The 26,589-nt window shown below is 61.1% G+C and carries 22 protein-coding genes; 7 read left to right on the top strand and 15 right to left on the bottom strand.

What is annotated here, in order from left to right:
• Nucleotide 1: 1 nt before the first annotated feature.
• The 4 genes from ACYAS9_RS12575 to msuE are packed head-to-tail and all read right to left on the bottom strand — an operon-like array spanning nucleotide 2 to nucleotide 3,576.
• Nucleotides 2-778 carry an ABC transporter ATP-binding protein gene (locus ACYAS9_RS12575; RefSeq protein WP_463568619.1) on the bottom strand — a complete coding sequence of 259 codons (777 nt, stop codon included), beginning with the start codon at nucleotides 776-778 and terminating at the stop codon, nucleotides 2-4.
• Entirely contained in the window at nucleotides 775-1,899 is a 1,125-nt protein-coding gene (locus tag ACYAS9_RS12570) for an AMP-binding protein (protein ID WP_463568618.1), read from the bottom strand. The genes ACYAS9_RS12575 and ACYAS9_RS12570 overlap by 4 nt, the downstream gene beginning before the upstream one ends.
• Nucleotides 1,899-2,993, bottom strand: a complete 1,095-nt coding sequence (sfnG, locus tag ACYAS9_RS12565) for a dimethylsulfone monooxygenase SfnG (RefSeq protein ID WP_463568617.1) — start codon at nucleotides 2,991-2,993, stop codon at nucleotides 1,899-1,901. Before sfnG ends, ACYAS9_RS12570 begins: the two co-directional genes overlap by 1 nt.
• A 28-nt stretch (nucleotides 2,994-3,021) precedes the next feature.
• A complete protein-coding gene (gene msuE / locus ACYAS9_RS12560; protein WP_463568616.1) occupies nucleotides 3,022-3,576 on the bottom strand; it encodes an FMN reductase in 555 nt (184 codons plus the stop codon).
• A 353-nt stretch (nucleotides 3,577-3,929) separates the two neighbouring features.
• Between msuE and ACYAS9_RS12555 the strand changes: the two genes are divergently transcribed.
• The gene (locus ACYAS9_RS12555; RefSeq protein WP_463568615.1) at nucleotides 3,930-5,180 is read left to right on the top strand and encodes an acyl-CoA dehydrogenase family protein; all 1,251 of its coding nucleotides are present in this window, start codon (nucleotides 3,930-3,932) and stop codon (nucleotides 5,178-5,180) included.
• 6 nt (nucleotides 5,181-5,186) lie between these two features.
• On the opposite strand, the gene ACYAS9_RS12550 is transcribed toward ACYAS9_RS12555, so the two are convergent.
• Nucleotides 5,187-6,521 carry an MFS transporter gene (locus ACYAS9_RS12550; RefSeq protein WP_463568614.1) on the bottom strand — a complete coding sequence of 445 codons (1,335 nt, stop codon included), beginning with the start codon at nucleotides 6,519-6,521 and terminating at the stop codon, nucleotides 5,187-5,189.
• Between the two features lie 80 nt (nucleotides 6,522-6,601).
• A complete protein-coding gene (salA, locus tag ACYAS9_RS12545; RefSeq protein WP_463568613.1) occupies nucleotides 6,602-7,882 on the bottom strand; it encodes a salicylate 1-monooxygenase in 1,281 nt (426 codons plus the stop codon).
• 124 nt (nucleotides 7,883-8,006) lie between these two features.
• On the opposite strand from salA, the gene ACYAS9_RS12540 reads away from it, so the two are divergent.
• The 3 genes from ACYAS9_RS12540 (at nucleotide 8,007) to ACYAS9_RS12530 (ending at nucleotide 11,254) form a co-directional block, all read left to right on the top strand.
• Nucleotides 8,007-8,906: a LysR family transcriptional regulator gene (locus tag ACYAS9_RS12540; RefSeq protein WP_463568612.1), complete on the top strand. Its 900-nt coding sequence runs from the start codon at nucleotides 8,007-8,009 to the stop codon at nucleotides 8,904-8,906.
• Nucleotides 8,907-9,228: 322 nt separating this feature from the next.
• Nucleotides 9,229-10,404 (top strand): FMN-dependent L-lactate dehydrogenase LldD, encoded by a 1,176-nt coding sequence (gene lldD, locus ACYAS9_RS12535; protein ID WP_463568926.1) that lies wholly within the window; start codon nucleotides 9,229-9,231, stop codon nucleotides 10,402-10,404.
• 169 nt (nucleotides 10,405-10,573) lie between these two features.
• Nucleotides 10,574-11,254 carry a hypothetical protein gene (locus ACYAS9_RS12530; RefSeq protein WP_463568611.1) on the top strand — a complete coding sequence of 227 codons (681 nt, stop codon included), beginning with the start codon at nucleotides 10,574-10,576 and terminating at the stop codon, nucleotides 11,252-11,254.
• A gap of 12 nt (nucleotides 11,255-11,266) precedes the next feature.
• Here ACYAS9_RS12530 and ACYAS9_RS12525 read toward each other — a convergent pair whose 3' ends face one another.
• From ACYAS9_RS12525 to ACYAS9_RS12490, 8 genes are all read right to left on the bottom strand, one after another.
• The gene (locus tag ACYAS9_RS12525) at nucleotides 11,267-12,202 is read right to left on the bottom strand and encodes a LysR family transcriptional regulator (RefSeq protein WP_463568610.1); all 936 of its coding nucleotides are present in this window, start codon (nucleotides 12,200-12,202) and stop codon (nucleotides 11,267-11,269) included.
• Between the two features lie 114 nt (nucleotides 12,203-12,316).
• Nucleotides 12,317-13,657 carry a CitMHS family transporter gene (locus ACYAS9_RS12520; protein ID WP_463568609.1) on the bottom strand — a complete coding sequence of 447 codons (1,341 nt, stop codon included), beginning with the start codon at nucleotides 13,655-13,657 and terminating at the stop codon, nucleotides 12,317-12,319.
• A 59-nt stretch (nucleotides 13,658-13,716) separates the two neighbouring features.
• Nucleotides 13,717-14,460, bottom strand: a complete 744-nt coding sequence (phbB, locus tag ACYAS9_RS12515; protein WP_463568608.1) for an acetoacetyl-CoA reductase — start codon at nucleotides 14,458-14,460, stop codon at nucleotides 13,717-13,719.
• Between the two features lie 168 nt (nucleotides 14,461-14,628).
• Nucleotides 14,629-15,354, bottom strand: coding sequence for a transporter substrate-binding domain-containing protein (locus ACYAS9_RS12510; RefSeq protein WP_463568607.1), 726 nt, complete (start codon nucleotides 15,352-15,354; stop codon nucleotides 14,629-14,631).
• Between the two features lie 64 nt (nucleotides 15,355-15,418).
• The gene (locus ACYAS9_RS12505; RefSeq protein ID WP_463568606.1) at nucleotides 15,419-16,744 is read right to left on the bottom strand and encodes an MFS transporter; all 1,326 of its coding nucleotides are present in this window, start codon (nucleotides 16,742-16,744) and stop codon (nucleotides 15,419-15,421) included.
• Between the two features lie 61 nt (nucleotides 16,745-16,805).
• Nucleotides 16,806-17,858: a lactonase family protein gene (locus tag ACYAS9_RS12500; protein WP_463568605.1), complete on the bottom strand. Its 1,053-nt coding sequence runs from the start codon at nucleotides 17,856-17,858 to the stop codon at nucleotides 16,806-16,808.
• Nucleotides 17,859-17,905: 47 nt separating this feature from the next.
• Entirely contained in the window at nucleotides 17,906-20,584 is a 2,679-nt protein-coding gene (acnA, locus tag ACYAS9_RS12495; protein ID WP_463568604.1) for an aconitate hydratase AcnA, read from the bottom strand.
• A 139-nt stretch (nucleotides 20,585-20,723) separates the two neighbouring features.
• Nucleotides 20,724-21,623: a LysR substrate-binding domain-containing protein gene (locus ACYAS9_RS12490; protein WP_463568603.1), complete on the bottom strand. Its 900-nt coding sequence runs from the start codon at nucleotides 21,621-21,623 to the stop codon at nucleotides 20,724-20,726.
• Nucleotides 21,624-21,775: 152 nt separating this feature from the next.
• On the opposite strand from ACYAS9_RS12490, the gene ACYAS9_RS12485 reads away from it, so the two are divergent.
• Nucleotides 21,776-22,846 carry an isocitrate/isopropylmalate dehydrogenase family protein gene (locus ACYAS9_RS12485; RefSeq protein WP_463568602.1) on the top strand — a complete coding sequence of 357 codons (1,071 nt, stop codon included), beginning with the start codon at nucleotides 21,776-21,778 and terminating at the stop codon, nucleotides 22,844-22,846.
• A 14-nt stretch (nucleotides 22,847-22,860) separates the two neighbouring features.
• Here ACYAS9_RS12485 and ACYAS9_RS12480 read toward each other — a convergent pair whose 3' ends face one another.
• Complete coding sequence (locus ACYAS9_RS12480) at nucleotides 22,861-23,802, bottom strand: GntR family transcriptional regulator (RefSeq protein WP_463568601.1); 942 nt, start codon at nucleotides 23,800-23,802, stop codon at nucleotides 22,861-22,863.
• A gap of 260 nt (nucleotides 23,803-24,062) precedes the next feature.
• Between ACYAS9_RS12480 and ACYAS9_RS12475 the strand changes: the two genes are divergently transcribed.
• On the top strand, nucleotides 24,063-25,361 hold the full coding sequence (locus tag ACYAS9_RS12475; protein ID WP_463568600.1) for an MFS transporter: 1,299 nt from the start codon (nucleotides 24,063-24,065) through the stop codon (nucleotides 25,359-25,361).
• 17 nt (nucleotides 25,362-25,378) lie between these two features.
• Complete coding sequence (gene rhmD, locus ACYAS9_RS12470; protein WP_463568599.1) at nucleotides 25,379-26,563, top strand: L-rhamnonate dehydratase; 1,185 nt, start codon at nucleotides 25,379-25,381, stop codon at nucleotides 26,561-26,563.
• Nucleotides 26,564-26,589: the final 26 nt, after the last annotated feature.

Raw genomic sequence — 26,589 nt, 5'->3', positions numbered from 1 at the left:
GTCAGTGGCGGGCGCCGAGGTAGGCGGCGATGACGTCCGGGTTGCGCCGCACTTCGGCCGGTGGTCCGTCGCCGATCTTGCGTCCGTAATCAAGCACCACCACATGGTCGGACAGGCTCATCACCACGCCGATATCGTGTTCGATCAACACCACCGTGGTGCCGAATTCGCGGTTGATGTCGACGATGAAGCGGCTCATCTCGGCCTTTTCTTCGGCGTTCATGCCTGCCATCGGCTCATCGAGCAGCAGCAATCGCGGCTCGGCGGCCAGCGCGCGCGCCAGTTCGACGCGCTTTTGCAGGCCGTACGGCAACGTGCCGACAATCGCGTCGCGCCACGGCTGGATCCGCAGGAATGCCAGCACCCGCTCGGCCGCTTCGCGCTGGCGGTCGTCTTCATCCGGCGCCCGGCCGATGCGCAGCGCCTGTTCCAGCCAGCTGGCGCGGCGCTTGAGGTTGCGCCCGGTGAGCACGTTGTCGAGCACGCTCATGCCCTTGAACAAGGCAATGTTCTGGAAAGTACGGGCGATGCCCTGTTGCGCGGCCTGGTTGGGCCGCATCACCCGCCGGGTTTTTCCGGCAAAGCGAATGCTGCCCTGCTGCGCTTGGTAAACCCCGTTGATGACATTGAGCAGCGAGCTTTTGCCCGCGCCGTTGGGGCCGATCAGCGCACAGATCTCGCCCTCGGCAACGGCAAAACCGATGTCGCTGATCGCCTTGACGCCCTTGAACGACAGCGAGATACCCTGCAATTCCAGCAATGGCTGCGCACTCTTCATACCGCCACCGACAAACCAAGGGCTTGATCTGCGTGACGTAGCCCGCGCACCGCGTGCGCCTCGCTGCCGGGCCAGGCCAGAACCTGCACACCCAGCACAGCAAAGAAACGCTGCGCCCGCTCATCCAGCGGCGGGCCCACCAACAGCGCCACGCGCAGGCGGCCAAACCCCAGCACATCGCGCAACGGCCGGCGAATCAGCACCTCGCCAATCAACCCGGCCAACCGGCCGGATGCACCGTGCAACGCCCAGTCGAGCAAGCGCCGATGCAAGGTGCCTGGCAACGGCAGGCGTTGCAGCACCCGCGCATACAACCGCCCATAGGTTTCACGCGTGCCCAGCACCAGCGTCGGGCCCAGCTCGCGGCGGTCCTGATCGCGGGTTTCCAGGCGTTCAGGAAAATTCAGCGTAAAGCCTGCCAATAACCACGGCGCCAGCAGATAGCGCGCCTGGCCGCTGGCGGCAAATGCCCGCGCGGCCAACGCCTCTTCCTGATCGCTCAGGCCTTGCTGCTCGACCAGTGGCCGCGCCTCTTTGATCAACTGGGCATGGCTGAACAACAGCCGCTCCAGGCCGTGGGCATTCAGGCGATAGAACGCAAAGGCAATGTCTATCGCCTGTGCCTGCACCTCGATGGGCGCACTGTTTGCAACCGGCAAACGCGCGTAATCCAGCGCATTGCCGCGCGACAGTTCATCGACCAGCCCGCGCGGATCGGCGTACACCAGCCAGCCCGGCTCCAGCCGCCAGTCACGCAGGCGATTGATTTCTTCCAGGCCCTCGGCCAGCACAAACTCCACCGGCAACTGGCGCAGCACTTCACCTTGCGCGCCGGCCGCGTCCAGCGGGTCGAACAGCGCCGCCACGCCACCCAGCCATTGCGCGGCCATGGCGACGATCAACGCTTCAGGGCGTGGCCGGCTGATAATCAATACCTGCTTGCCGGCCTCGAAACCGCTGGCGTGCAGGCTGGCGGCGACCACCTGTACTTGCTGCTGCAATTGCGCCCAGGTGAGCGCTTGCCAGATGCCCAGCGACTTGTGCCGCAAGGCAACCGCTTGCGCACGCGCGCCGGCTTGATGCGCCAGCCATGCGGGCAATGTCAGCGCGCGTGCACTCATCAAGCGACCGCCTTGTCGGCCAGTTTCTGTGCTTCCAGCTCGCGCACCAGTGGCAGCACATGCTGGCCGAAGTACTCGACCTCTTCATGGAAGTGCAAGAAGCCCGAGAGAATCAGGTCCACGCCCACCGCCTTGAGCGCCACGATGCGTTCGGCGATCTGTTTCGGCGTGCCGATCAGGTTGGTCTTGAAGCCGTCGTTGTACTGCACCAGGTCTTCGAAGGTCGACTTGGCCCAGTTGCCCTCGCCTTCAGGGCTGGCCGCACCGGCGTTTTTCACTTCGCTGCCAAAGGCATTGACCGCCTCGGGATTGGCCTGGTCGATGATTTCGCGCAGCACCGCCTGGGCTTCCTGCTCGGTGTCGCGGGCAATGATGAAGGCGTTGACGCCGACCTTCACCGAGTGACCGTTGGCCGCCGCCTTGGCGCGGATGTCATCGACCTGGGCCTTGATGCCCTCGACCGTGTTGCCGTTGGTGAAATACCAGTCCGACACCCGCGCCGCCATGTCGCGTGCGGCCCGCGAGCTGCCGCCCTGGAAGATTTCCGGGTGCGGCTGCTGCAATGGCTTGGGCTTGAGGGTGTAATTGCGAAACCGGTAGAAATCACCGTTGAAGGTGAAGTTGTCCTGGGTCCAGATGCCTTTGAGGGCACGAATGAATTCTTCGGACCGACGATAGCGCTCGTCATGCTCCAGCCACGGCTCGCCGATCGCATGAAACTCGCCCTTGAACCAGCCCGACACCACGTTGATGGCGACACGACCGTTGGTGAACTGATCGATGGTCGCCAGTTGCTTGGCCGCCAGCACCGGGTTCCACGGCCCAGGCAGAATCGCCGCGATGACCTTGAGCTTTTCGGTGGCGGCCAGCAGCGCGTGGCTGATGGTGACCGACTCGTGCTGGAATTCGGCGCCGTAGCCTGCGGTAAAGCGGATCTGCGACAGGGCGTAATCAAATCCCGAGCGCTCGGCGATTTGCGCCAGTTTGCGGTTGTAGTCGATGTCCCAGCTGGTGCGCTGTTCGATATTGCTGACCACCAGGCCACCGCTGACGTTGGGCACCCAATAGGCGAACTTGATCGATTGTTGGCTCATGTCGATAACTCCTCGAAGGTTTTGAATATCAGGCGGCGCTGAGCGCTACGGAATGAAAAAAGGCAACGATCGGGTCCAGCGCCCGCTCGATGCGCGCCAGGTGCGCGGCATCGACAAGCTGGTAATCGCTGAAGGCGTCGGCAGCGGCGTACAGGCCGTACGGCAAGGTGTGCGCCTGGAAGAAACCGAACAGCGGGCGCAACTGGTGATCGATGACCAGCGCATGCCGATCGCTGCCACCGGTGGCGGCCAGCAACACCGGCACGCCCTTGAGCGACTGGTGATCGACCAGATCGAAAAAGTGCTTGAACAGCCCGGTATAAGAGGCGCGATACACCGGGCTGCCGGCGATGATCAGGTCGGCGTTTTCAATGGCCTTTAGATGCGGCAGCAAGGCCGGCGACGCGCCGTCGCGTTCCAGGGAACCGGCCAGCGCGCTGCCCAGTTCAGCGATGCGGACCCAGTGCACCTCGACCGGCAGGCGTTGCTCCAGTTGCTGGATCACCGCGTGCAACAAACTATGGGTTCGCGATGGCGTGCGCAGGCTGCCGGATACCACTACGACCTTGATGGGTGTACTCATGTTGTCCTCTTCGGCGTTGGCCTTGATGCAAGAGGCTAGAGCAGCAACCGTGCCAATCTTAAAATCCGTTATAAATCAAAGATATAAATAACAGCGAAGGGATTCGGGCAATGTCCATTCAACAGCAAGGTGTTAAACAACTGTTGATCCATGAACAGTTGAATCACGCCGTCATGCGCACGCTGGGCCGCGCCTGCTGTAGGCCAGGCAACAGTGCTTCAGCAAGCTGCTGCGAGGTGTACAGCGCGAAAAGGCTACGACATGAATATAAGTCTATGATTTAAATGAGTTTATTTATCAGGCACGGACTTTGCGAAAGCACAGGTATCGCTCATTGATCCAGGAGATACCCAATGTCTGTCCAGCAGCATCTGCCCCAGCTTTCCACCGGCACCGACTATGAAGTGCTTGCCAACACCTTCCGGCCGATCTTTGCGCGCATCGCTGACACGGCGCTTGAACGCGAAAGCACTCGCACCCTGCCCCATGAACCGATTCGCTGGCTCAAGCAAGCAGGCTTCGGCGCCGTGCGCGTGCCGCGTGAGCACGGCGGCAACGGCGCTTCGCTGACGCAGCTGTTGCAACTGCTGATCGAGCTGGCCGAGGCCGACTCCAACATTCCCCAGGCGCTGCGCGGCCACTTCGCCTTTGTCGAAGACCGCCTGAATGCCCACGCCCACAGCGACCAGAGCGTGTGGTTCGAGCGCTTCGTCAAGGGCGAACTGGTCGGCAATGCCTGGACCGAAGTGGGTAACGTCAAGATTGGCCAGGTGATCACGCGGGTCTCGCGTCAGGGTGAAGGTGCAGAGGGCCGCTGGGTGGTCAACGGCACCAAGTACTACAGCACCGGCAGCATCTTTGCCGACTGGATCGACCTGTACGCCCAGCGCGACGACACCGGCGAAGACGTGATCGCCGTCACCCGCACCGCGCAAGCGGGCGTCACCTTGCAGGATGACTGGGACGGCTTTGGCCAGCGCACCACCGGCAGCGGCACCTCAACCTTCGTGAATGCCGAAGTGGCCGAGCACGACATTCTGCCGTTCGCCGGGCGCTTCAAATACCAGACTGCCTTCTATCAACTGGTGCTGCTCGCGGTGCTGGTCGGCAGCGGCCGCGCGGCGGTACGCGACTTTGCCCGACAGGTCAGCCAGCGCACCCGCGTGTTCAGCCACGGCAATGCCTCATCGGTGGACCGCGACCCGCTGGTGCAACAAGTGGTTGGCCGCGCCTCGGCCCAGGTGTATGCCGCCGAAGCCACCGCCGTGCGCGCCGCACAGGCCTCGCACGGTGCTTATCTCGCGCATTTCGGCACTGACAACGACGCCGAACGCCAGGCCAACCTGCAGGCCGAACTGGAATCGGCGCAAGGCCAGGTGGTGATCAGCGATCTGATCCTGCGTGCCACCAGCGAGCTGTTCAACGCCCTCAGCGCCTCGGCGACCAGCAGCGCCAAACAGCTCGACCGCTACTGGCGCAACGCCCGCACCGCCGCCTCGCACAACCCGCTGATCTACAAGGAACGGATCATCGGCGATTGGGAAATCAACGGCACCGAGCCGCCGTATATCTGGCAAATCGGCGGCGGCTCGAAGAGCGTCTGAACGCCCCTAGACAGTCGGCGCCGATTTCAGCGCCGGCCGGGCGCCTGGCTTGTTGCACAAGAACACCAGCACCGCCAGCGCGCCCACCAGCCCCGGCACGGCAAAGGCCAGAAAGCTCACCTGCAACGGCAACCCGCTAGCATGCAAGGCACCGCCGAGCAGCGGGCCGATGATGGCGCCGGTACGGCCGATGCCCATGGCCCAACCCAGCCCGGTGCTGCGAATCTGCGCCGGGTAATACTGCACGGTGCAGGCATTGGCCAGAATCTGCGTGCCGATGGTGCAGGCGCCGGCAATCGCCACCAGCAGATACAGCACCGCCAATGGCGCCTTGAACGACAACAGGCTCAGCGCCAGCGCACCGCAGGTGAAAAACGCCAGCAGCACCTTGCCCAACCCGACACGGTCACCCAGCCAGCCGCCGCCAATCGCACCGATGATGGCGCCGACGTTGAGCACCAGCAGAAAGGTCAGGCTGGAATTGAGACCGTAGCCTGCGCTGCTCATCAGCTTGGGCAGCCACGAACTCAGGGCATAGACCATCAGCAGGCAGCAGAAGAACGCCAGCCACAGCATCAGCGTATTCAGCGTGCGGCCTTCGCGGAACAGTTCGCTGATCGACACATTGGCGCTACGACCCGAGGCCTGTTCCAGCGCATCCCCCGCCGCAGGCTGATAATCGGGCACCGCCTGATCGAGAATGGCCTTGGCGCGTTCGGTCTGGCCGCTGCGCAGCAGGTAGTTCATCGACTCCGGCAACTGGCGCACCAACAGCGGCAGCGCCAGCAAGGGAATCGCCGCCACGTAGAACACCGCCTGCCAGCCCCATTGCGGGATCAGCCACATGCCCAGCCCGGCCGACAACATGCCGCCCAGCGAATAGCCGCTGAACATGATCGCCACCAGCGTGCTGCGCGACTGCTTGGGCGAATATTCATTCATCAGCGCCACGACATTGGGCATTACGCCGCCAATGCCCAGCCCGGCGATAAAGCGGCACAGGCCGAACACTTCCGGGCTTTGCGCCAGGCCATTAAGGGCCGTGACGCCGCTGAACAGGATGACGCAGAAGGCGATGGTCTTGCGCCGGCCAATGCGGTCCGACAACGAGCCGAAAAACAGCGCGCCAATCATCATGCCCACCAGCGCGCAACTGCCCAGCGCCCCGGCCTGCAATGACGTCAGCCCCCATTCGGCCATCAACGAGGGCAGCACCACGCCGTAGATCACCAGGTCATAGCCGTCGAAGATAATGATCAGCGCGCACCAGAGCAGCACGCGAGCATGAAAGGCATTGAAACGAACCCCGTCCAGCAGGGCTGTCACGTTGATTGTGCGCATGGCATGGCTCTTTATTGTTGTTATTTGAAGTGGTTATTCAAACCGCAGGCGTGTGCCCGCGGTTTTTGCACGTTATTGCCTCAGGCCGCCTGCAACCAGCCGAGACGCTGCTGCGCCTGACGCAGTTCGGCATCGAAATCGTGCTCCCAGAGCCAGGCGAAACGCTCGGCCAGAGTCTGGCCCAGCAAGCTTTCGTCGGCAGCAGTCTGCGACTCACGCAGCTCGTACAGTTCGCCGGCCTGATGCGAGGTGCGCTGCACCCGGCAGGCGCGCGGCCGGCGAATCGCGTCATACGCCTCCAGCACCTTGGGCAGCGGCGCGTCGAGCACCTGCGGGTCGGCCAGCAGGCGCGCCAACAGCCAGGCATCTTCCAGGCCCTGGCCGGCGCCAGCGCCCTGATGCGGTAACATCGCGTGGGCGGCATCGCCGATCAGCGCCACCCGGCCATGCACATAACCCGGCAATTCATCGAGTTCATGCAGTGCCCACAGGGTTGGCGCCGGGATGCACTCGAGCAGGATCCGCGCCGCATCGCCCCAGCCGTCGAACGCCTGGAGCATTTCAGCCTGGCTGGTGGTGCGCACCCAAGGCTGATCGGCCGGCCATTGCGGATCGGGCTGGCTGCGGTCGGAGACAAACGCCACCACATTGATCAAGCGCCCCTGTTTGACCGGGAACGTCAGGATGTGCGCGTCAAGGCCCAGGTACATCTGCGGCACATCCAGCAGGTGTTCGTCCACGCCGCGTTCACGGTAGGCGGCGCGCAGGGTGTCGCTGTCGATCAGGCCGCGATAGGCACAGGTGCCGCTGAAGCGCGGGCTGGCCAGCGGCTGGCCGAGGCCACCGAGCACATGATCACGAATCGACGATTTGATGCCATCAGCGCCAATCAGCAAATCGCACGCATGCTCGCTGCCGTCGGTAAAGGTGATATGCACCTGTTCGGCATCCTGACGGACGCTCACCGCACGTTTGGAGAACTGTGCAATGCCGTCGGGCAGCTGGCTAGCCAGGGCATCGAGAAAGTCGGCGCGGTGTACCGAAGACTGGCCGACACCGGCGGCGACACTGGCGCTCAGGTAACCGGCATCGACGCCACGGCGCCATTCGAACCAGACATCCTGCCACGGCGCCGGCGTCTGATCGGCGATCTGCCGGTATGGCTCGGCAATGCCCAGCCCGGCAATGGCGCGCACCGCGTTGGCGCCGAACGACACACCGGCGCCGACCTCGCCAAAGGCGGCGGCGGCTTCAAAGAGCGTGACATCGAGGTGAGCATGGCGGCACAGGTCGATTGCCAGCGCCACGCCAGCGATACCGCCGCCGACGATAGCAATGCGCAAGGAAGAAGGGTTTTGCATGGAAAGGCACTCCATCGGGCTGATTGTTTTTGGTATGAGCCCATCCTGCGCTGCAATGCGGTATTGATAAATGCAGCGGATCGTATAGAAACTATCACCGTTGTGAATAAAGAGACTTTCCGGCATGAACCTGCGCAACCTAGACCTCAACCTGTTGCTGGTGCTGCACCAACTCCTCATCGACCGCCAGGTGTCCGTGGCCGCCGAACACTTGGGCCTGACCCAGCCGGCCATGAGCAACGCCCTCAAGCGCCTGCGCACCACCTTGAACGACGAGTTGTTCGTGCGCACCGGGCGTGGCATGCAGCCGACACCCTATGCGGCCAGCCTTGCAGAACCGGTGGCGCAAGCGCTTGCCCTGCTCGGTCAGGCGCTGCAACCCAAGGTGGAATTCGATCCGGCGCACAGCCAGCGGCGCTTTACCCTGGCGATGACTGATATCGGCGAGATCTGGTTCATGCCGCGCCTGATCGAAGCCCTGCTGCAACGCGCCCCCGGCGTATCGGTGACCACCGTGCGCAGCGACGCGCAATTATCCGAAGCGCTGGCCGGCGGCAGCATCGACCTGGCCGTGGGCCTGCAACCGGATTTGCAGCACGGCTTCTACCAGCGCCGGCTGTTTATCCATCGTTATGTGTGCCTGTGCCGGCGCGATCACCCGCTGACCCGCCAGCCGATGACCGCAGAACGCTTTTGCAGCCACGCCCATGTACACATCGCCGCCACCAGCACCGGCCATGGCGAGGTCGAACAGTACCTGCGCCGCGCCGGCCTGCACCGGGATATCCGTTTGCAGGTGCCTCACTTCGTGGCTGTCGGGCACATTCTGCAACGCAGCGACCTGGTGGCCACGGTGCCAGAGCGTTTTGCTTCCACCTGCACAGAACCCTTCCAGCTGGTCGCCCTGCCCTTGCCGGTGCCGTTGCCGGAAATCGCCATCAACCTGTTCTGGCATACGCGCTATCACAAGGACCCGGCCAACCAGTGGTTTCGCGATTTGATGTTTGAGTTGTTCAGCGACTGAGGTAGCCCTCTGTCACTGACATAACGCTGCCGTACAGCCAGCATAAGTCCCCGTAGGAGCGCGCTCTGCCCGCGACCGAGTGCGGAGCGCTCGCAAAATCTGCGAAACGCCACAAATTTACGACTGCTAACGCAGCCGGTCGCGGTGGTCCGGTATTCCGGCAGAGCGCGCTCCTACCCAGTCGGCATAGTCATGACATCATTCATTTCAACTCATAACCTCAAGGTATCGCAGCCTGCCTAAATCGGATTAGTCCTGCATGGCACCCGCCGTCTAGACTGGCCAGCACTGCATGCCAGACAACAAGAGAGAACGCATCGCCATGATCATTTCGGCCTCTACCGACTACCGCGCCGTTGCGCAACGCAAGCTGCCGCCGTTCCTGTTTCATTACATCGATGGCGGCGCCTATGCCGAGCACACCTTGCGGCGCAACGTTGCCGATCTGGCCGACATCGCGCTGCGTCAGCGGGTGCTGCGCAACATGTCAGAGCTGAGCCTGGAAACCCGGCTGTTCGGTGAAACCCTGGCGATGCCGGTGGCCCTGGCGCCGGTTGGCCTGACCGGTATGTATGCGCGACGTGGCGAGGTGCAGGCAGCCAAGGCCGCCGATACCAAGGGCATTCCGTTCACGTTGTCGACGGTGTCGGTGTGCCCGATCGAGGAAGTGGCGCCGGCAATCAGCCGGCCCATGTGGTTTCAGCTGTATGTGCTCAAGGATCGCGGCTTCATGAAGAACGCGCTGGAACGTGCCAAGGCCGCCGGCGTGACCACGCTGGTGTTCACCGTCGACATGCCGGTGCCCGGCGCCCGCTACCGCGATGCGCATTCGGGCATGAGCGGCCCGAACGCGGCGTTCAGGCGCATGCTGCAAGCGTTTACCCACCCGACCTGGGCCTGGGATGTGGGAATCAACGGGCGGCCGCATGACCTGGGCAATATCTCGGCGTATCGCGGGCACCCGACAGGCCTGGCCGATTACATCGGCTGGCTGGGCACTAACTTCGACCCGTCGATTTCGTGGAAAGACCTGGAGTGGATTCGCGAGTTCTGGCAAGGCCCGATGGTGATCAAAGGCATTCTGGACGCCGAAGACGCCCGCGATGCGGTGAGTTTCGGCGCCGATGGCATTGTGGTGTCCAACCACGGCGGCCGCCAGCTGGATGGCGTGCCGTCGACTGCGCGGGCGCTGCCGGCGATTGCCGATGCGGTGAAGGGCCAGCTGGCGATTCTGGCCGACTCCGGCATCCGCAATGGCCTGGACATCGTGCGCATGATTGCCCTGGGCGCCGACACCGTGATGCTCGGCCGGGCGTTTATCTATGCACTGGCCGCGGCCGGTGGCCAGGGCGTCAGCCATTTGCTGGAGCTGATCGAAAAGGAAATGCGCGTGGCCATGATCCTGACCGGTGCCCGCTCGATCAGCGAGATCAGCCGTGACTCGCTCGTAGGAGCCCGCTCTGCCGGCATGCCGGACCACGGCGACCGAGTGCGCTAGCGCTCGCAGGATTTCGGACATGCTGAGATTTTACGACTGCTAATGCAGCCGGTCGCCGGCAAGCGGGCTCCTACAGGTCACCGCAGGGCATGAAGGATGGAATCGGGCCTACAGTTTTTATCTGTCCGGCCGATCAGTTCTGTACGCCCACACATCATGGATTGACGAGATGGACATTTCTTTGAATAGCGCCTTGAACACGCAACTGACGCTTTCGACAGTGTCGATCAAGGCTAGAGCCGACGCCATCGACGCGACGACAACGAAGGCGCTGGATACTCCGGCTGCGGTGTATCACCCCAGCGAAGAGGCCCTGTCACTGGCTGAGTCAATTGTGTCCAGCCCCACGTTTGCCGGCCGGCCGGAGTATGCCGATTTCCCGGCTGCGGCCGCAAAACACGAAGCGGCTCACAATGCCTTGAAGGCTTCGTTTGACGAGTTCAAGTCGGCGCTGGCTTATATGTTTCCCGATCTGGCCGAAAAGAAATTCAGCTTTACCATCGTTGAAGACGGCAGCCTCAAAGCCCTGAATACCTCTGGCGAATTGAACGCCAAGGACCTTGAGCAGCTCGACGCGCTGTTGAACGCCTCAGACGCCCTGAAAAGCTCGGCAGCTGTCTACCGTGACGCCTCGATAGAGATGGTCGCTGCCGACTCGCCATGGGGCGGCAGCTCGCTGGGCGAATATGTCCTGAACAAGGAAAACTTTGCCAGGACCATTGATCTGGGCGCCTTGTTCATCGAAAGGAAGGACAAAGAGCTGAGCAGCGAAAAAGTCGCCGGCTGGTTCACCAGTCAACTGTGGAGCAAAGGTCAGTACGAGCCGGCAAGGTTTGAAACCATCGCGTAGGTGTAAGGCGCTTTACCCCTCGTCTTCCTGGCTGCGCTTGCGCAGCAGATCAATGAACAACTGCAATTCACGACTGATCGGTTCATTTTTACGCCGCAATAACCCGAAGGGCGCCATTTGCGCGTCGATGCTGACTGGCAGAGCCTTGACCAGGCCCATCTTCAGGTAGTCGCGCATCGCCGATTCCGACAGCACCATCACGGCATCGGTCAACTGCACCAGTTGCTGCATGGAGTACACCGAGCTGCATTCGATGATGTCGGCCGGCATCGGCAGTTCATGGCGCAGCAACGCTTGCTCGAAGGCCACTCGCGCAGGGCTTGATTGCGGCTGCAGAATCCACGGCCAGTCACGGACCAGCTCGTGCCACTGCAGGCTGGGACGGTCAGCCAGTGGATGACCGTGGTGAACCACGGCGATCAAACGTTCGTTACCCAGCGGCTCGAATTCGTATTGTTCGCGGTCATTGCTGATATCGCGCCGGGCCACGGCGATGTCGACGCGGCCCTGCTCCAGCAATTGCACCACCTGATCGCTGGTGTCGCCCATGATGCGCAAGCGCAGGCGTGGATTCAGCGCCTTGATTTCGGCCACCGCGTGCATCACCAGATCCGGCGCGGCGCCCATGATCGTGCCGATCGACAGGTAGCCGTAGCCGCCCTGCTTGCGCGCCGCCAGATCCGCCGCGCAACGGTCGAGGCCGCTCAGGGCGGCTTCGGCGAAACGCAACAGCTCGCGGCCCAGCGCGGTGGGCTGCATGCCGCGCGGCAAACGCTCGAACAGTTCGCAGCCGAACATGTCTTCGATCTCTTGCAGCATCCGGCTGGCGGCCGGTTGCGACATGTTCATGCTCACCGAGGCGCGGTGCAGGTTAAGGCTGGAACCGAGCATCATCAGCATCTGCAAGTGCTTGTAACGCAAACGGCCGAACAGGTGATGGTCGCTCATGCAGTCCTCTTTAGACCGATACCCTTAAAGCATTGGCCTGCAGCTTGTTTTGCTTGAGCGCGCATCATAGCCGAGTGCCCAATAGCCCGCACCTGCCCTTGTCTTGCGTAATCGTCAAACCGCCGTGGAATACCATGGGTACAAGCCAAACAGCATCGACGCTGCCATGATCACCAGGCACAACAGCAGTGACCATTTGAAGGTGTATTTCTGATGGTCGCTGAATTCTACGCCCGCCAGCCCGCACAACAGATAAGTCGATGCCACCAGCGGACTGAGCAGGTGCACCGGTTGACCGACCATCGATGCCCGACCGATTTCAGCCGCACTGATGCCATAGGCCTCGGCAGCATGGGCCAGTACCGGCAGCACACCGTAATAGAACGCATCGTTGGACATGAAGAACGTGCCCGGAATACTCAGGATCGCCGTGATCGGCGCCAGGTACGCACCCCAGCTTTGTGGCAAGGCCCATAGAAGGGTTTCCGACATGGCCTTGACCATTCCGGTACCGGAGAGAATGCCGGCAAAAATACCTGCGGCCAGAAAGATCGCAATCTGGTTCAAGGCTGTCGGAGCATGCGCGGCGATACGTCGACGCTGGTCATCCATGCCCGGATAGTTGATGACCAATGCCAGGGAGAACGCCAGCATGAACAGGATAGGCAGTGGCAACACTTCCACGACCAGGCTGCCCATCAGCACAAGCGTCAACACAGCGTTGAGCCAGAACATTTTGGGCCGGCGCAGCTCTGCATTTTCATCGCTCAGGGTCAACAGGTCGCTCATGTCTTCGTCCTGCGCGCTTGCAGGCCGGCGATGATCACCGGGCAGACTCAGCACGCCCAGACGCTTGCGCTCTTGCAGCCCCAGGTAGAACGCCAATGCCAGCACACTCACGAAAGCAATGACCATCGCCGGAATCAAAGGCAGGAACAACTCGGTGGTTTCCACCTGCAAAGAGGCCGCCGCACGTGCCAGCGGTCCGCCCCATGGCAACAGGTTGGTGACGCTGGCAGCCAGAATAACCACACACGGCAAGATGAGCGGGTTGATCTTCAAGCGCTTGAACAACGGCAACATGGCCGTCAGGGTGATCATGTACGTGGTCGAGCCGTCACCGTCCAGCGACACCATGCCGGCCAGTAACGTGGCAAACAATACCGCCTTGGCCGGATCGCCCTTGATCAGGCGGATGAAGGTACGAATGATCGGGTCGAACAGGCCGGTGTCGAACATCATGCCGAAATAAAGAATGGCAAACATGACCATGACGGCCGTCGGCGCTACTTTGCGCAAACCGTCGATCATCATCAGTCCCATGTCGGCACTGAAGCCGCCCAGGATCGCGAACAGAATGGGAATGGTGGTCATTGCAACCAGCGGTGCCAGGCGCTTGGTCATGATCAATGACATGAATGTAATAATCATGCCATAGCCAAGTATGGATAACATTGAAGACCCTCAGCAGAACTTTAGTTATTATTGGACGTCGTGCTTATATGAGCTGCTCATCAACTCATGTGCAGACCGCCGTTAATGGCGAAGTCTGCACCGGTGGCGAATGACGACTCTTCAGAAGCAATCCAGGCGCACATGGCTGCCACTTCCTCGGGCGTTCCCAGGCGCTTGACCGGAATCTCCTGAATGACCTTGTCCATGCGGTCATAGGCGGTAATTGCCTTGAGACGCTCGGTGCCGATATAGCCCGGTGACACGGTGTTGACCGTCACTCCGCGTGCTGCCACCTCACGGGCCAGCGCGCGGGTAAAGCCGCGGATGGACGACTTGGCGGTGGCGTAATTGACCTGGCCGACATGCCCGAGTTGAGCATTGACCGTGGAGATATTGATCACCCGCCCCCAGCCCCGGGCGGCCATATCGTCGATGACCTGCCGGGTGACGTTGAACAGGGAGTTGAGGTTGGTATCGATCACGGTTTGCCAATCGGCCGGGACCATGTCCCGAAACAATACATTGCAGACAGTGCCGGCGTTATTGACCAGTACATCGATCGGGCCGACTTGCTGTTTGATCTTGTCGAAGGCCTGCACGGTAGAGTCCCAGTCGGCGACATTGCCTTCGCAGGCAATGAAGTCGAACCCGGCACTTTTCTGTTTCTGTAGCCATTCAGCACGAATAGGAGAATCGGGACCACAACCGGCCACGACAATAAACCCGTCTTTTGCCAGGCGCTGACAAATGGCCGTGCCGATACCGCCCATACCGCCAGTGACAAAAGCAACTTTTTGAGTCATGACCTGGTTCCTTATAGTTGTTATCGAGTCGTCATCAATATGAAGTTTGGCCAGGCCGTAAACTTCATGAAGAAGTTCATCCTAGAAAGGTGTTCGGAAAATTAAAATTGGTGTTTGAGCAAGGCTGCGTTCTCCATCAGCGAACGCAGGCCGTTTTCAGAGGTGCCCTCAGGGTGCAACGGCGACATCAGCCTGGCCACTCTCGGCCAGGGCATTCGCCACGAAGCCTTCGGCTTTCTTGCGTTCGATGAACGCACGTACATACGCGGCGCCCGCATCGCGACCGCGTGGAACGGCCATGGCCTGCCGGATGGCGGTGAACGCGCCGTCTACAACCCGAAAACGTGGGTCGGCAGCGGCTACTTTCTCAAGCGGTTGACGCACACCTGCGGCTGCATCCAGTTGCTGCTCGATGAACAGGTCAACGGCGCCGGCTGAAGTTTCGGCTCGCTGCAAGTGCGCATGCTGCAGGGTCCGGCTCAGGAACAAGTCGTAGGCTGCGCCCTGTCCGACCGCCAGGCGCAGACCGGGCTGGTCGAGCTCATCGACCGCCTGGTACGGTGCGTCGGCTCGTACCAGGTACGTTCCTTCGATGATCACGTAGGGTTCGCTGAAAGCGATTTGCGCTTCGCGCACCGGCTCGATAGCAAGAAACGCCAGGTGCCAGGCACCCTGCTCCAATGCAGCGAAGACTTTGCCTGCAGCATCGAAAGTGCGTATTTCCAGGGTCACGCCCAATTCAGCAGCCAGGGCCTTGGCCAATGCCACCGACACGCCTTGCGGGCTGCCGTCAGCGCCACGTTGTGCCAGCACCGGGTTACCAAAATTGATCGCAGCACACAGGCTGCCCTCAGGCGCGAGATCGGCGAGAACCGCGGGGGTGATGTCACTCATGGTGATACTCCAGCAATGAGCCTTACCAGGTGGCAAGGTGTAGGGAGGGTGATTCGGCGCAGAGTCAGCTGGTCTGCTGGCTCGGGGCGGTGACGGGCTGATCCGGGTCCTTGTTGGTCACGCGCATCAGGACGGTCATCAGGAAGGCGATCAGCAGTAATGCGCTGAGAAACAGCAGGCCGGTCGAGGCACTCTGGCTATTGCCCTTGACGATACCGATCAACGAGGGCCCGACGAAGCCACCCAGGTTACCGATCGAGTTGATGACGGCAATCGACACCGCCGCGGTGGCACGGTTGAGGAACAGCGTCGGCAAGGCCCAGAACGGTGACTTGAAGCTGTACAACCCGGACAACGCCACACAGATCATTGCCATCGCCAGGTAAGGACTGCCGAGCATGCCGGCGCCCACAAGACCCAATGCCGCGACCAGCAATGGAACCGCCGAGTGCAGCTTGCGCTCGTTATGTTTGTCGGAGCTGCGTGACCACAGCACCATGGCCACGGTGGCGACGATGTAAGGCAGCGTGGCGATCAAGCCAATCTGGGTATGGCTGAGTGTGTCGGAAAACCCCTTGATGATCTGTGGCATCCAGTAGCCGACGCCGAGGCTGCCGCACTGATAGACGAAGTAGATGAACGACAGGTACAGAACCTTGGGGTTGGTCATGGTCTTGTAGACGCTCAGGCTCTTGACGTTCTTGCGGCTCTGGCGGTCGCGTTCCAGTTCGGCCAGCAGCCACGCCTTCTCTTCGGGCTTGAGCCATTTGGCCTGTTCAGGCTTGTCGGTCAGAAAGAAGTAGCAGGCAATGCCCAGAAAGACGGCTGGAATGCCCTCCAGGAACAGCATCCAGCGCCAGCCACTCCAGTCGAACCACTTGACGTTGTCCATGATCCAGGTGCTCAACGGCGCACCAATGATGTAGCTGACCGGAATCGCCGCAGTGAACAGCGCCACGGTGGTCGCCAGTTCACGGGAGCGGAACCAGAACGTCAGGTAGACAATGATGCCAGGAAAGAAACCGGCTTCGGCCACCCCCAGCAAAAAGCGCAGTACATAAAGCTGGTTGGCGGTCTGGGCGAACGCGGTCAAGGCGGCAATAAAACCCCAGGTGACCAGGATGCGGGCAATCCAGACCCGCGCGCCAAACTTGTTGAGCATGACGTTGCTCGGCACTTCGAAGAGGAAGTAACCGATAAAGAAAATGCCGGAAATGAAGCCGAAGGCCTCGCTGGACAGCGCCAGTTCCTTGTTCATCTCCAGCGCGGCGTAACCAATGTTGGCCCGGTCCAGGTAGGAGACGATGTAAAGCAGGAACACAAAGGGAATGATCCGCCAGGTGATCTTGCGAACTATCGCTTGCTCATCAACTGTCTTGTTTTTATTCATGGCGACCTCACGCGGAACCAGCTTGTGCCGGCTCCTTTCATTTTTATGGTTGCAGAGCGGTTCAGGCAGAAAAAACCATGCACACCGGGCTACCGGACGACACCGAGAAACCGGTGCCGCTCAACGTGCCGTGTTGCGGGTCGACAGCCATGGAAACGATGGTGTCGCTGTCCTCGTTGAGTGCGAACAAAAAACGCTGGTTGGGCGTCAGGGTAAAGAAACGTGGGGTCTTGCCCTGGGTGGGCACAAAGGCCACCGGGCTCAACAGGCCACTGAGGGAGTCAATGGCAAACACCGCGATGCTGTCGTAGCCACGGTTGGAGGCGTAGAGATAACGCCCGCTACGGTCGATCTCGATTTCCGAGGCACGGCTATTGCCGGTGTAGGTCGCAGGCAACGAAGTCAGTACCTGTACCGGCTGCAATGCACCGCTGAGCGGGTCGAATCGATAGCTGGTGACGCTGGAGTCGAGCTCGTTGATCACATAGGCAAATGCAGCTTTCGGGTGCAGCGCAATGTGGCGGGGACCTGCACCTTCACGGCTGGCAACATAAGGCTGATCGGCCGGGTACAACGTGCCGTTATCGAAACGGAAGCTGAATACCCGATCCAGGCCCTTGTCCGGCACCAGCACAAACTGGCCGGTCGCATCGAATGGATTGAAGTGCGGCTTGGCAAACGGTTGCTCGACACGGTGCGGCCCAGGCGTTCCCTCAAGCTCAAGCAACTGATTGACGCTGCCCAGCGCCCCGTCTTCAGTGACATTGAGCACGGCCAGGGTGCCGGTGATGTGATTGGACACCACCAGAAAACGCTCACTCGGATCCAGTGCCAGATGCACCGGATTCCTGCCTGCGCAGCCCTGCCGATTGAGAAAGGTCAGCTTGCCGCTGGCCTTGTCGACACAGAAGGCACTGACTTCACTCTGATCACCGTGGACCGTGTACAGCCGATCGCCGGCGCGGTTCAGCGCCAGGAAAGACGGGTTGATCAGGTCATCGACGACTTGCACCTGCTCCAGCGTGCCGGCTTGCTGATCCAGCCGATAGACCGTGATGCCATCACCTCGGGCATTGCGTTCCCGGGTTGTGCGCGAACCGACATACGCGAACATAGGGATAGTTCTCCCGCTTGCAGAAAGGGTTGAAGATCGCGGTACTGTCAGCGACGAGTACGGGCGACGACTTTACGAATCACGAACGGCAGTACCCCGCCATGGGTCAGGTAGCGGACTTCCTGTTGTGAATCGACCCGGGCGATGACCTCAACCTGATCGCAACGACCATCGGCGCGGCGAATGGTCAACGTGACCGGGTTTTCACCGACTACCAGGTCATCGAGACCAAGGAAATCGAACTGCTCCGTGCCATCGAGCTGCAGGTCATCGACGCCCTGCCCCGGCTTGAAGACCAAAGGCAGCACGCCCATGCCGATCAGGTTGCTGCGGTGGATACGCTCGATGCTCTGCGCGATAACCGCCTTGACGCCAAGCAACGCTTGCGCCTTGGCTGCCCAGTCGCGGCTGGAGCCGGCGCCGTAGTTGATGCCGGCGAACACCACCATGGGCGTTTGCTGTGCGGCGTAGCTCTTGGCGGCCTCATACAGCGGCAGGCACGCGCTGTGATCGGCATTCCAGGCCCAGGCGCCAAGGCCTGGCTGCTGCTCGCCGAGCAGGCGGTTTTTCACCGTTTTGTTGGTAAAGGCACCACGCAGCATCACTTCATGGTTGCTGCGCCGGGTCGAATATTGATTGAGGTCCTGCGGGTCTTCGCCGCGCGCAAGCAACCACTGGCCAGCCAGGCTGTCAGCGGGAATCGCACCGGCCGGCGAGATATGATCGGTGGTGACGTTGTCGCCAAGCACCATCAGCGTGCGGGCTGCGTGTATCGCCAGAGACGCCTTGGGCTCGGCCTGGATATCGGCCAGGTATTGCGGGCGACGCAGGTAGGTGGATTCAGGACTCCACGGAAACTGCACGCTGCCCTCGGCCGAAAGCGCCTGCCAGTGATGGGTGCCGTCCCAGACGGTCGCCAGGCGCTGCTGGAAGAACTCGAGTTTGACCACGCTGGCAACTTGCATGGCGATGTCGGCATCGGACGGCATCAGGTCATGCAGGTAGACCGGCTGCCCGTTGCGATCCTGGCCCAGCGGTTGCGAGGTCAAGTCAATGTCGATAGTGCCCGCGATGGCGTAGGCCACGCACAGTGCCGGCGATGCCAGGTAACCGGCCGGCACCTTGGGGTTGACCCGACCTTCGAAGTTGCGGTTGCCCGACAGGACCACGACGCCCTTCAGCCCTTGGTCGGCAAAGGCTTCGACGTGCTCTTCGAGCTTGCCGGAGTTGCCGATGCAGGTCATGCAGCCGAAGCCTGCCAGATCGAAGCCCAGCGCCGAGAAATCGTCCAGCAGGTTGGCTTCGGCCAGATAATCGGCCACCACTTGCGAGCCGGGTGAGAGCGACGTCTTGACCCACGGTTTACGCTGCAAACCGAAGGATCGAGCCTTGCGTGCCAGAAGGCCGGCCTGGATCATTTGCGCCGGGTTGGCGGTATTGGTGCAACTGGTAATGGCCGACATCACCACGGCACCGTGAGTGATGGACTCGCCGAACGAGGGCTCGTTAAAGCGTTGTCCTTGCGGTGTCGTGATCAGGTTGCCGCCGCCCAGCACTTCGTCGCGAAACGAGGCGGCAGCATTGGACAGCGCTTGGCGCTGGTGCGGCTGATGCGGGCCGGCGACGCTTGGCTCGATGCTGGCCAGGTCCAGCTCGATCAACTCGTCGAACACCGGCTCGGCCAATTCGTCACGGCGCCACAGCGGTTGCGCACTCATGTACGCGACGACCTGCTCACGCAGTGCGGCCGAACGACCACTGAGCTCCAGATACGCCAGGGTTTCGTTGTCGAACGGGAAAAACACCACGGTTGCACCGTACTCGGGCGCCATGTTCGACACCGTGCCACGCGCCGCCCAGCTCAGGGTCGACAAGCCGGGGCCGGTGAATTCGACGAACTTGCCCACCACCGAACGCTGACGCAGGATTTCAGCCACATGCAACGACAGGTCGGTTGCGGTGACGCCAGGCCGCATGGCATTGCTGACCCGAATACCCACCACCTGCGGGAAGCTGATCGGGACAGGCTCACCGACCATGGCGGCCTGCCCTTCCAGGCCGCCAACACCCCAGCCCAGTACGCCGATAGCGTTGATCATCGGTGTGTGGCTGTCGGTCGCGACCATATCGTCCGGGTGCAGCAGGCGCTCGCCGTGTTCGCCACGGCTTTCCCAGACCACCTGGGCCAGCGCCTCCATGTTCATCTGGTGAATGATGCCGGTGCCCGGTGGAATGACGCCAAAGTTGTCGAGGCTTTTCTGCGCCCACTTGATGAAGCGATAACGCTCGCTGTTGCGGCGGAAATCGATATCCAGATTCTGCTCGACGGCATCCGCCTCGGCATAGCGCTCGACGATCACCGAATGGTCGATGGTCAGCACGGCCGGGATCAACGGGTTCATTGCCTGGGGATCACCGCCCAGCTCGGCCACGACATCGCGCATGCCGGCGAAATCGGCCAGGGCTGGCAGGCACGTGGTGTCGTGAAACATCAGCCGGTTGGGCTGGAAAGGCACTTCGCAATCAGGGCCTTGGCCGATGGCACGCGCCAGCACCGACGACAAGGCCTGTGGCGAGCAGCGTGCAACGTTCTCCAGCAGGATGCGAATGGAGTATGGCAGCCTGGCCAGTTGCTCGTGATCGAGCATCTTGCGCAGATCGACAATGGTAAACGCATTGTCATTGATCACCAGGGGGCTGAAGAGGTCGCAGGCAGTCTCGGTCATGCTTCTATCGCTCGGCTTCTTATAAGTGTTCACTCGGCGTGACTCAGGCGGTCAGCACGGTGCATGAGCGGATACTAAAAGCAGTCTACCGGGATGAAAATTGGTCAATCACCACAGCAGCGTTCGCCAGACGCGAACGCTACGAAGCGTCTCTGCCGGGCAGTTTGAGGTGGTCGATGAAGGTTTTAAGTGTCGGCGAAGCGGTATCGTACTTGCGCACTGCCAACAGCAATGTCCGCTGCGCCCACGGCTCATCCAGCGTCACGGCTTTGAGCTTGTGGCTGCGCAGGTACTGATTGATGACGCTGCGAGGCAGCACGGCAATGCCCAGCCCGTTCGAGACCATGCGGCACATGCAGTCGAAGCTGCTGATACGAATGCGCAACTTGAGGGCCAGGCCAAGCTTTGTCGCTTCGCCGGTCAGCAAGGTATGCATAGAGCTTTCCAGATGCGGCCCGACAAACTCGTGCTCCAGCACTTCATTGAAGCGGATCGACTTCAGAGCGGCCAATGCGTGCCCGCCCGGCACCACCAGCGTCAGCTCATCATGGCGGTAGACGACTGTTTCAAGTCCCTCGGCCGCCGTTTGAATGGCAATGATGCCCAGGTCCGCACGCCCATCCGCCACGGCACGAATCACCGCCGACCCTACCCGCTCCTCGATATCGAATTTGATCTGCGGGTACAACTGGGCAAAGCCTGCGACGTCCTGAGGCAGAAACTGCGACAACGCAGAGGTAATCGAATGAATGCGGATATGCCCCTTCACGCCGCTGGCGTAGCCGCTCAGTTCGCTGTCGAGCTGGGCCATGGTCTGCTTGAGCTGGCGGGCATAAAACAACAGTGATTGTCCCGCCGGCGTCAACTCGACCCCACGCGCATTACGCAACAACAGTGGTGATCCGACCTGCGCTTCAAGCTCGGTAATCCGCTTGCTGATCGCCGAGACCGCCATGTGCTTGATGCGCCCGGCACGGGTGAGGTTGCGCTCTTGAGCGACAGTGATGAAAAGGTCAAGGCTGGTGAGGTCGTAACGCATCGAAAACTCCTGGTAGCGATGGATCCGGCAGCGCGATTGCACAAGCGCACAAAATTACATTTATTGGATTTTAAATCAATAAAATGCAATATAAGGGCGCACCTCCAAGGTGCTTTCTTGAAATCCACGGGCTATTCGCCCAGGAGAATGTCATGCGTATTCTGGTTCTTCCCTGCGATGGAATCGGCCCCGAAATCATCGATTCCTCAATGCAAGTGCTGCACGCTGCCAATGACAGATTCGGGCTTGGGCTGAGCTTTGACTATGACGATGTCGGTTTCGACAGCCTGAAAAAGTACGGCACCACGCTGCGTGATGAGGTGCTGGAAAAGGCCAGAGACTATGACGGGATCATCCTTGGCACGCAGTCCCATGCCGATTACCCGGCACCGGAAAAAGGCGGTCGCAACGTCTCGGCAGGTTTCCGGACAGGCCTGGATCTTTACGCCAATGTCCGCCCGGCCCGCACACGCGCCTCTATCGAGTCGAACATGAAACCCGGCAAACGCATGGACCTGGTCATCATGCGTGAGGCAACCGAAGGCTTTTACCCGGACCGCAACATGTCTCGCGGCTGGGGTGAGGTCATGCCCTCGCCCGACATGGCGCTATCGACCCGCAAGATCACCCGTCACTGCTGCGAGCGCATCGCCCGGCGCGCGTTCGAACTGGCCATGAAGCGCAAGCGCAAGGTCACGGCGATCCATAAGGCCAACAGCTTCCACATGACCGACGGTTTGTTCCTGGAGTGTGTGCGTCACGTCGCCAAAGACTTCCCCGAGGTACAACTGGACGACATGCTGGTCGATGCCTCTACCGCGCACCTGGTGCGCAACCCGGAGCGCTTCGACGTGCTGGTGGCGACCAACTTCTATGGCGACATCATCAGTGACCTTGCCAGCGAGCTCTCTGGCAGCCTGGGCCTGGCAGGTTCGATCATGGCCAGCGACAGCCACTGCTGCGCCCAGGCCCAGCATGGTTCTGCCCCTGACATTGCCGGCCAGGACAAGGCCAACCCGGTGTCGATGATTCTGTCGGTGGCCATGCTGTTGCAGTGGATGGCCGAGCAACACGGTGAACCAGCACTGGCCAGCACCGGCAAGATGATGGAACAGGCCGTGGACAAGGTCCTTGACGTCCCGGACCAGCGTACGGCCGACCTCGGCGGTCAACTGGGTTGCCGTGCCTTCGGCCACGCCGTGGCGCAAGTGATCACGGGGTAACACCAGGCGACGGCTCACTCGTTGATTGAAGGCACCTGCGTCATGGTCTGTACGGGTGCCTTGTCGCCACGACGCCGATCGAGAATCGGCGACTTGCGGGCTAGCGATCCGCTGAGGTGGCGCTTCATCAAGTCTGCGGCCTCGGGATTGTTGCCGGCGCTCACCAGTTCCACGATCTGCACGTGTTCTGCGCACTGGGAGTACAAACGCTTGCGGTCGATCATCGAGCGGTATTCGATCAATCGACGCATGTTGTTGAGCTGCGTGAGGACCATGAGGTACAGCGGATTGCCGGACAGTTTGATCAATTCTTCATGAAAACGGATACCGGCCCTGAACAGCACGTCGGCGGGCAAGGTATCAATGCCTCCGGCCAGCAGATCATGCTGCTCTTTGCCAAGGCGCTGGAGCACCTCATGGTCATGGTTGAAGGTGCTTTCGAGCAGCGCCGCAGGCTCGATCAACGAACGGACCTTGTAGATCTGCTCCAGCGCCTCGGGCGTCTTCGCGACATCGAGAAAGCGCCAGCCATAGCCGGGCTTGGGCTCTGCCCAGCCGACCTTTGCAGCGCGATTGAGGATATCGATGACCTCGAACCTGGTCAGGCCATAGCGCTCGCGCAGGTATTTTTCGGTCACTTCGGCGGGAATGGCGTCGTTGAGCCAGTCTTCGGAAAGACGGTAATACTCGGCGGGCTCTTCCAGCGGAATGATCTCGTCAGTCTGCTCGACACCTGCATCTGAAAATCCGATCACGAAAAAACCCCGGTTCGGGATTTGCTCCAGCACGCCCTGCTCAGCCAGCAACGCCAATGCTTCGCGGGCAGGCGAACGCGACACATGGAAACTGTCGGCCACTTTCTGGGCGCTCAAGTGCGCCCCGGGGCTGAGCTCGCCACTGACAATCTTCTGCCCGATTTCGGAAACGATTCGCTGAACAAGTATGCTGAATGCCATGCCTTGGGACCAAGAGAGTAAGGACGCCGGCCTGGATCGCGTGCAGTTTCCAGAGGATCCGGCCGGGCCGGCATTATACGCCAGGGTCAGGCCGGCCGTTATCGTGATGCTCTTTAGACCGATACCCTCAAGGTATCGACTAACAGCTTATTTCGATTAGTCACGCATCATAAGTAAGCAGTAGAGTTTGTTCCACAAGAGAATCACTACGCTCTTGAGCTGTTACTCATCAGTCAAATAATTCCAATAAGGAAACTGACGTGAACACACTCCCTGCCTCGTTGCTGGCCAAGGTCTCTTGGCGGCTGCTGCCTTTTCTGCTGTTGATGTACATCATGGCGTTCCTTGACCGCGCCAACGTCGGCTTTGCCAAGCAGGCCTTCCAGGCTGACACCGGCATCAGCGATGCCGCCTTCGCGTTTGGCGCCGGGGTGTTCTTTGTCGGTTATGCGCTGCTTGAAGTGCCCAGCAACCTGATCATGCACCGCGTCGGCGCCAAGCTGTGGATGTGCCGGATCATGGTCACCTGGGGCCTGGTTTCGGCGGCCATGGTCTTTGCCCATAACGAAACGACTTTCTATGTGCTGCGCTTTTTGCTCGGTGTGGCCGAAGCCGGCTTCTTTCCGGGCGTGATCCTGTACCTCACCTACTGGTTTCCCAGTGCCGCACGCGGCAAGGCGATGGGTTTCTTCTACTTCGGCGCGCCGCTGGCATTCATATTCGGCAGCCCGTTGTCTGGCTTGCTGCTGGAGCTGGATGGCGTACTGGGCAGTCACGGCTGGCAGTGGCTTTTTGCGGTCGAAGGCCTGATGGCCAGTGCGGTCGGCATCTGGGCGTACTTTTACCTGGACAACCGCCCCGCCGATGCCAAATGGCTGACCGTGCAGGAACGCACCCAGTTGCAGAGCGTGCTGGACGCCGAAGACAGCCAGAAGCAGAGCCATGGCAGCGTGTTCAAGGTCTTGTGCCAGCCGGCCGTGCTGTACCTGTGCCTGATCTATCTGCTGATTCAGGCCAGCGTCTACGGCGTGGTCTTTTATCTGCCCACGCAAGTGGCCGGATTGCTGGGCACCAAGGTCGGTCTGATGGTCGGCATCGTCGGCGCCATTCCCTGGGTGTGTGCCTTGCTGGCGGCCTGGAAGATTCCGGGCATTGCCGACCGCACCGGCCAGCGCCGCACCGTGGCCGCTCTGACATTGGTGGTTTCGGGCTTGGGCATTGCCGCCTCGGTGACCTTTGCCAGCCCGGTGCTGGGCATTCTGGCGCTGTGCTTTGCCGCCTCCGGCTTTATTGCCGTGCAGCCGGTGTTCTGGACCTTTCCGGGCAGTTTTCTTGCCGGCTCCGCCGCAGCCGGTGCCATTGCGCTGATCAACTCGTTTGGCGCCCTGGGCGGGTTTATCGCGCCGATTATCAAGAACTGGGCTGAAAACGCCTTTCAATCGCCCGCCGCCGGTTTGTACCTGCTGGCAATGACCACCTTCATCGCCGCCGCGCTGGTGATGGGTATCCGTGCGCCACGCACTGCCCAGCCGCATAAACAGCCCACCTTTCAGCATTGATCAAGAGGCATATAAAAATGGCCATTCCAACCATCAAACACGTTCGCGCCTATGTTTTGCGAGGCGGCGGCGCCGACTACCACGATCAGGGCGACGGCCACTGGATCGACGACCATATCGCCACACCCATGAGCAAATACCCGGAATACCGCCAGAGCCGCCGCAGTTTCGGCATCAATGTGCTGGGCACGCTGGTGGTCGAGGTCGAGGACTCGGACGGCAATGTCGGTTTCGCAGTGACCACCGGCGGCGAGCCGGCGGCGTATATCGTCGAGAAGCACCTGGCGCGCTTTGTCGAAGGCGCCAGGGTCACTGACATCGAGCGCATCTGGGACCAGATGTATTTCTCGTCGCAGTACTACGGCCGCAAGGGCCTGGTGATCAACACGATTTCCGGCATCGACCTGGCGCTGTGGGACTTGCTCGGCAAGGTGCGCCAGGAGCCGGTGCATCAACTATTGGGCGGTGCGGTGCGTGACGAGTTGCAGTTCTACGCCACCGGCGCGCGCCCGGACCTGGCGCAGAAGATGGGCTTTATCGGTGGCAAGCTGCCGTTGCACCACGGCCCGGCCGAGGGCGAAGAAGGCTTGCGCAAGAACCTCGAAGAACTGGCAGTGATGCGTGAGCGGGTCGGCAAGGATTTCTGGCTGATGCTCGACTGCTGGATGAGCCTGGACCTCAACTACGCCACGCGCCTGGCGCAAGGCGCGCACGAGTTTGGCCTGAAGTGGATCGAAGAGGCGTTGTCGCCCGACGATTACTGGGGCTACGCGGCGCTTAAGAAAAACGTACCGACCGGCATGCTGGTCACCACCGGCGAGCACGAAGCAACGCGCTGGGGTTTTCGTATGCTGCTAGAGATGGGTTGCTGCGACATCATCCAGCCGGACGTTGGCTGGTGCGGCGGTATCACCGAACTGATCAAGATCTCGGCACTGGCCGATGCGCACAGCGCGATGGTCGTTCCACACGGCTCGTCGGTGTACAGCTATCACTTCGTCGCCACGCGCACCAACAGCCCGTTCGCCGAGTTCCTGATGATGGCGCCCAAGGCCGACGAGGTGGTGCCGATGTTCCACCCGCAACTGCTCGGTGAGCCGGTCCCGGAAAATGGCCGCATGCGCCTGTCGAAACTCGACAAGCCGGGCTTTGGCGTCGATTTGAACCCTGAGTGCCAGTTGCACCGGCCGTATCAGCACTGATCACTTTTCGTTCAATTCGAGGAGCC

The organism is Pseudomonas sp. HP_08, assembly GCF_055284095.1.
The sequence above is the reverse complement of the archived record's forward strand: the minus strand, read 5'-3'. Positions and strand labels throughout refer to the sequence as shown.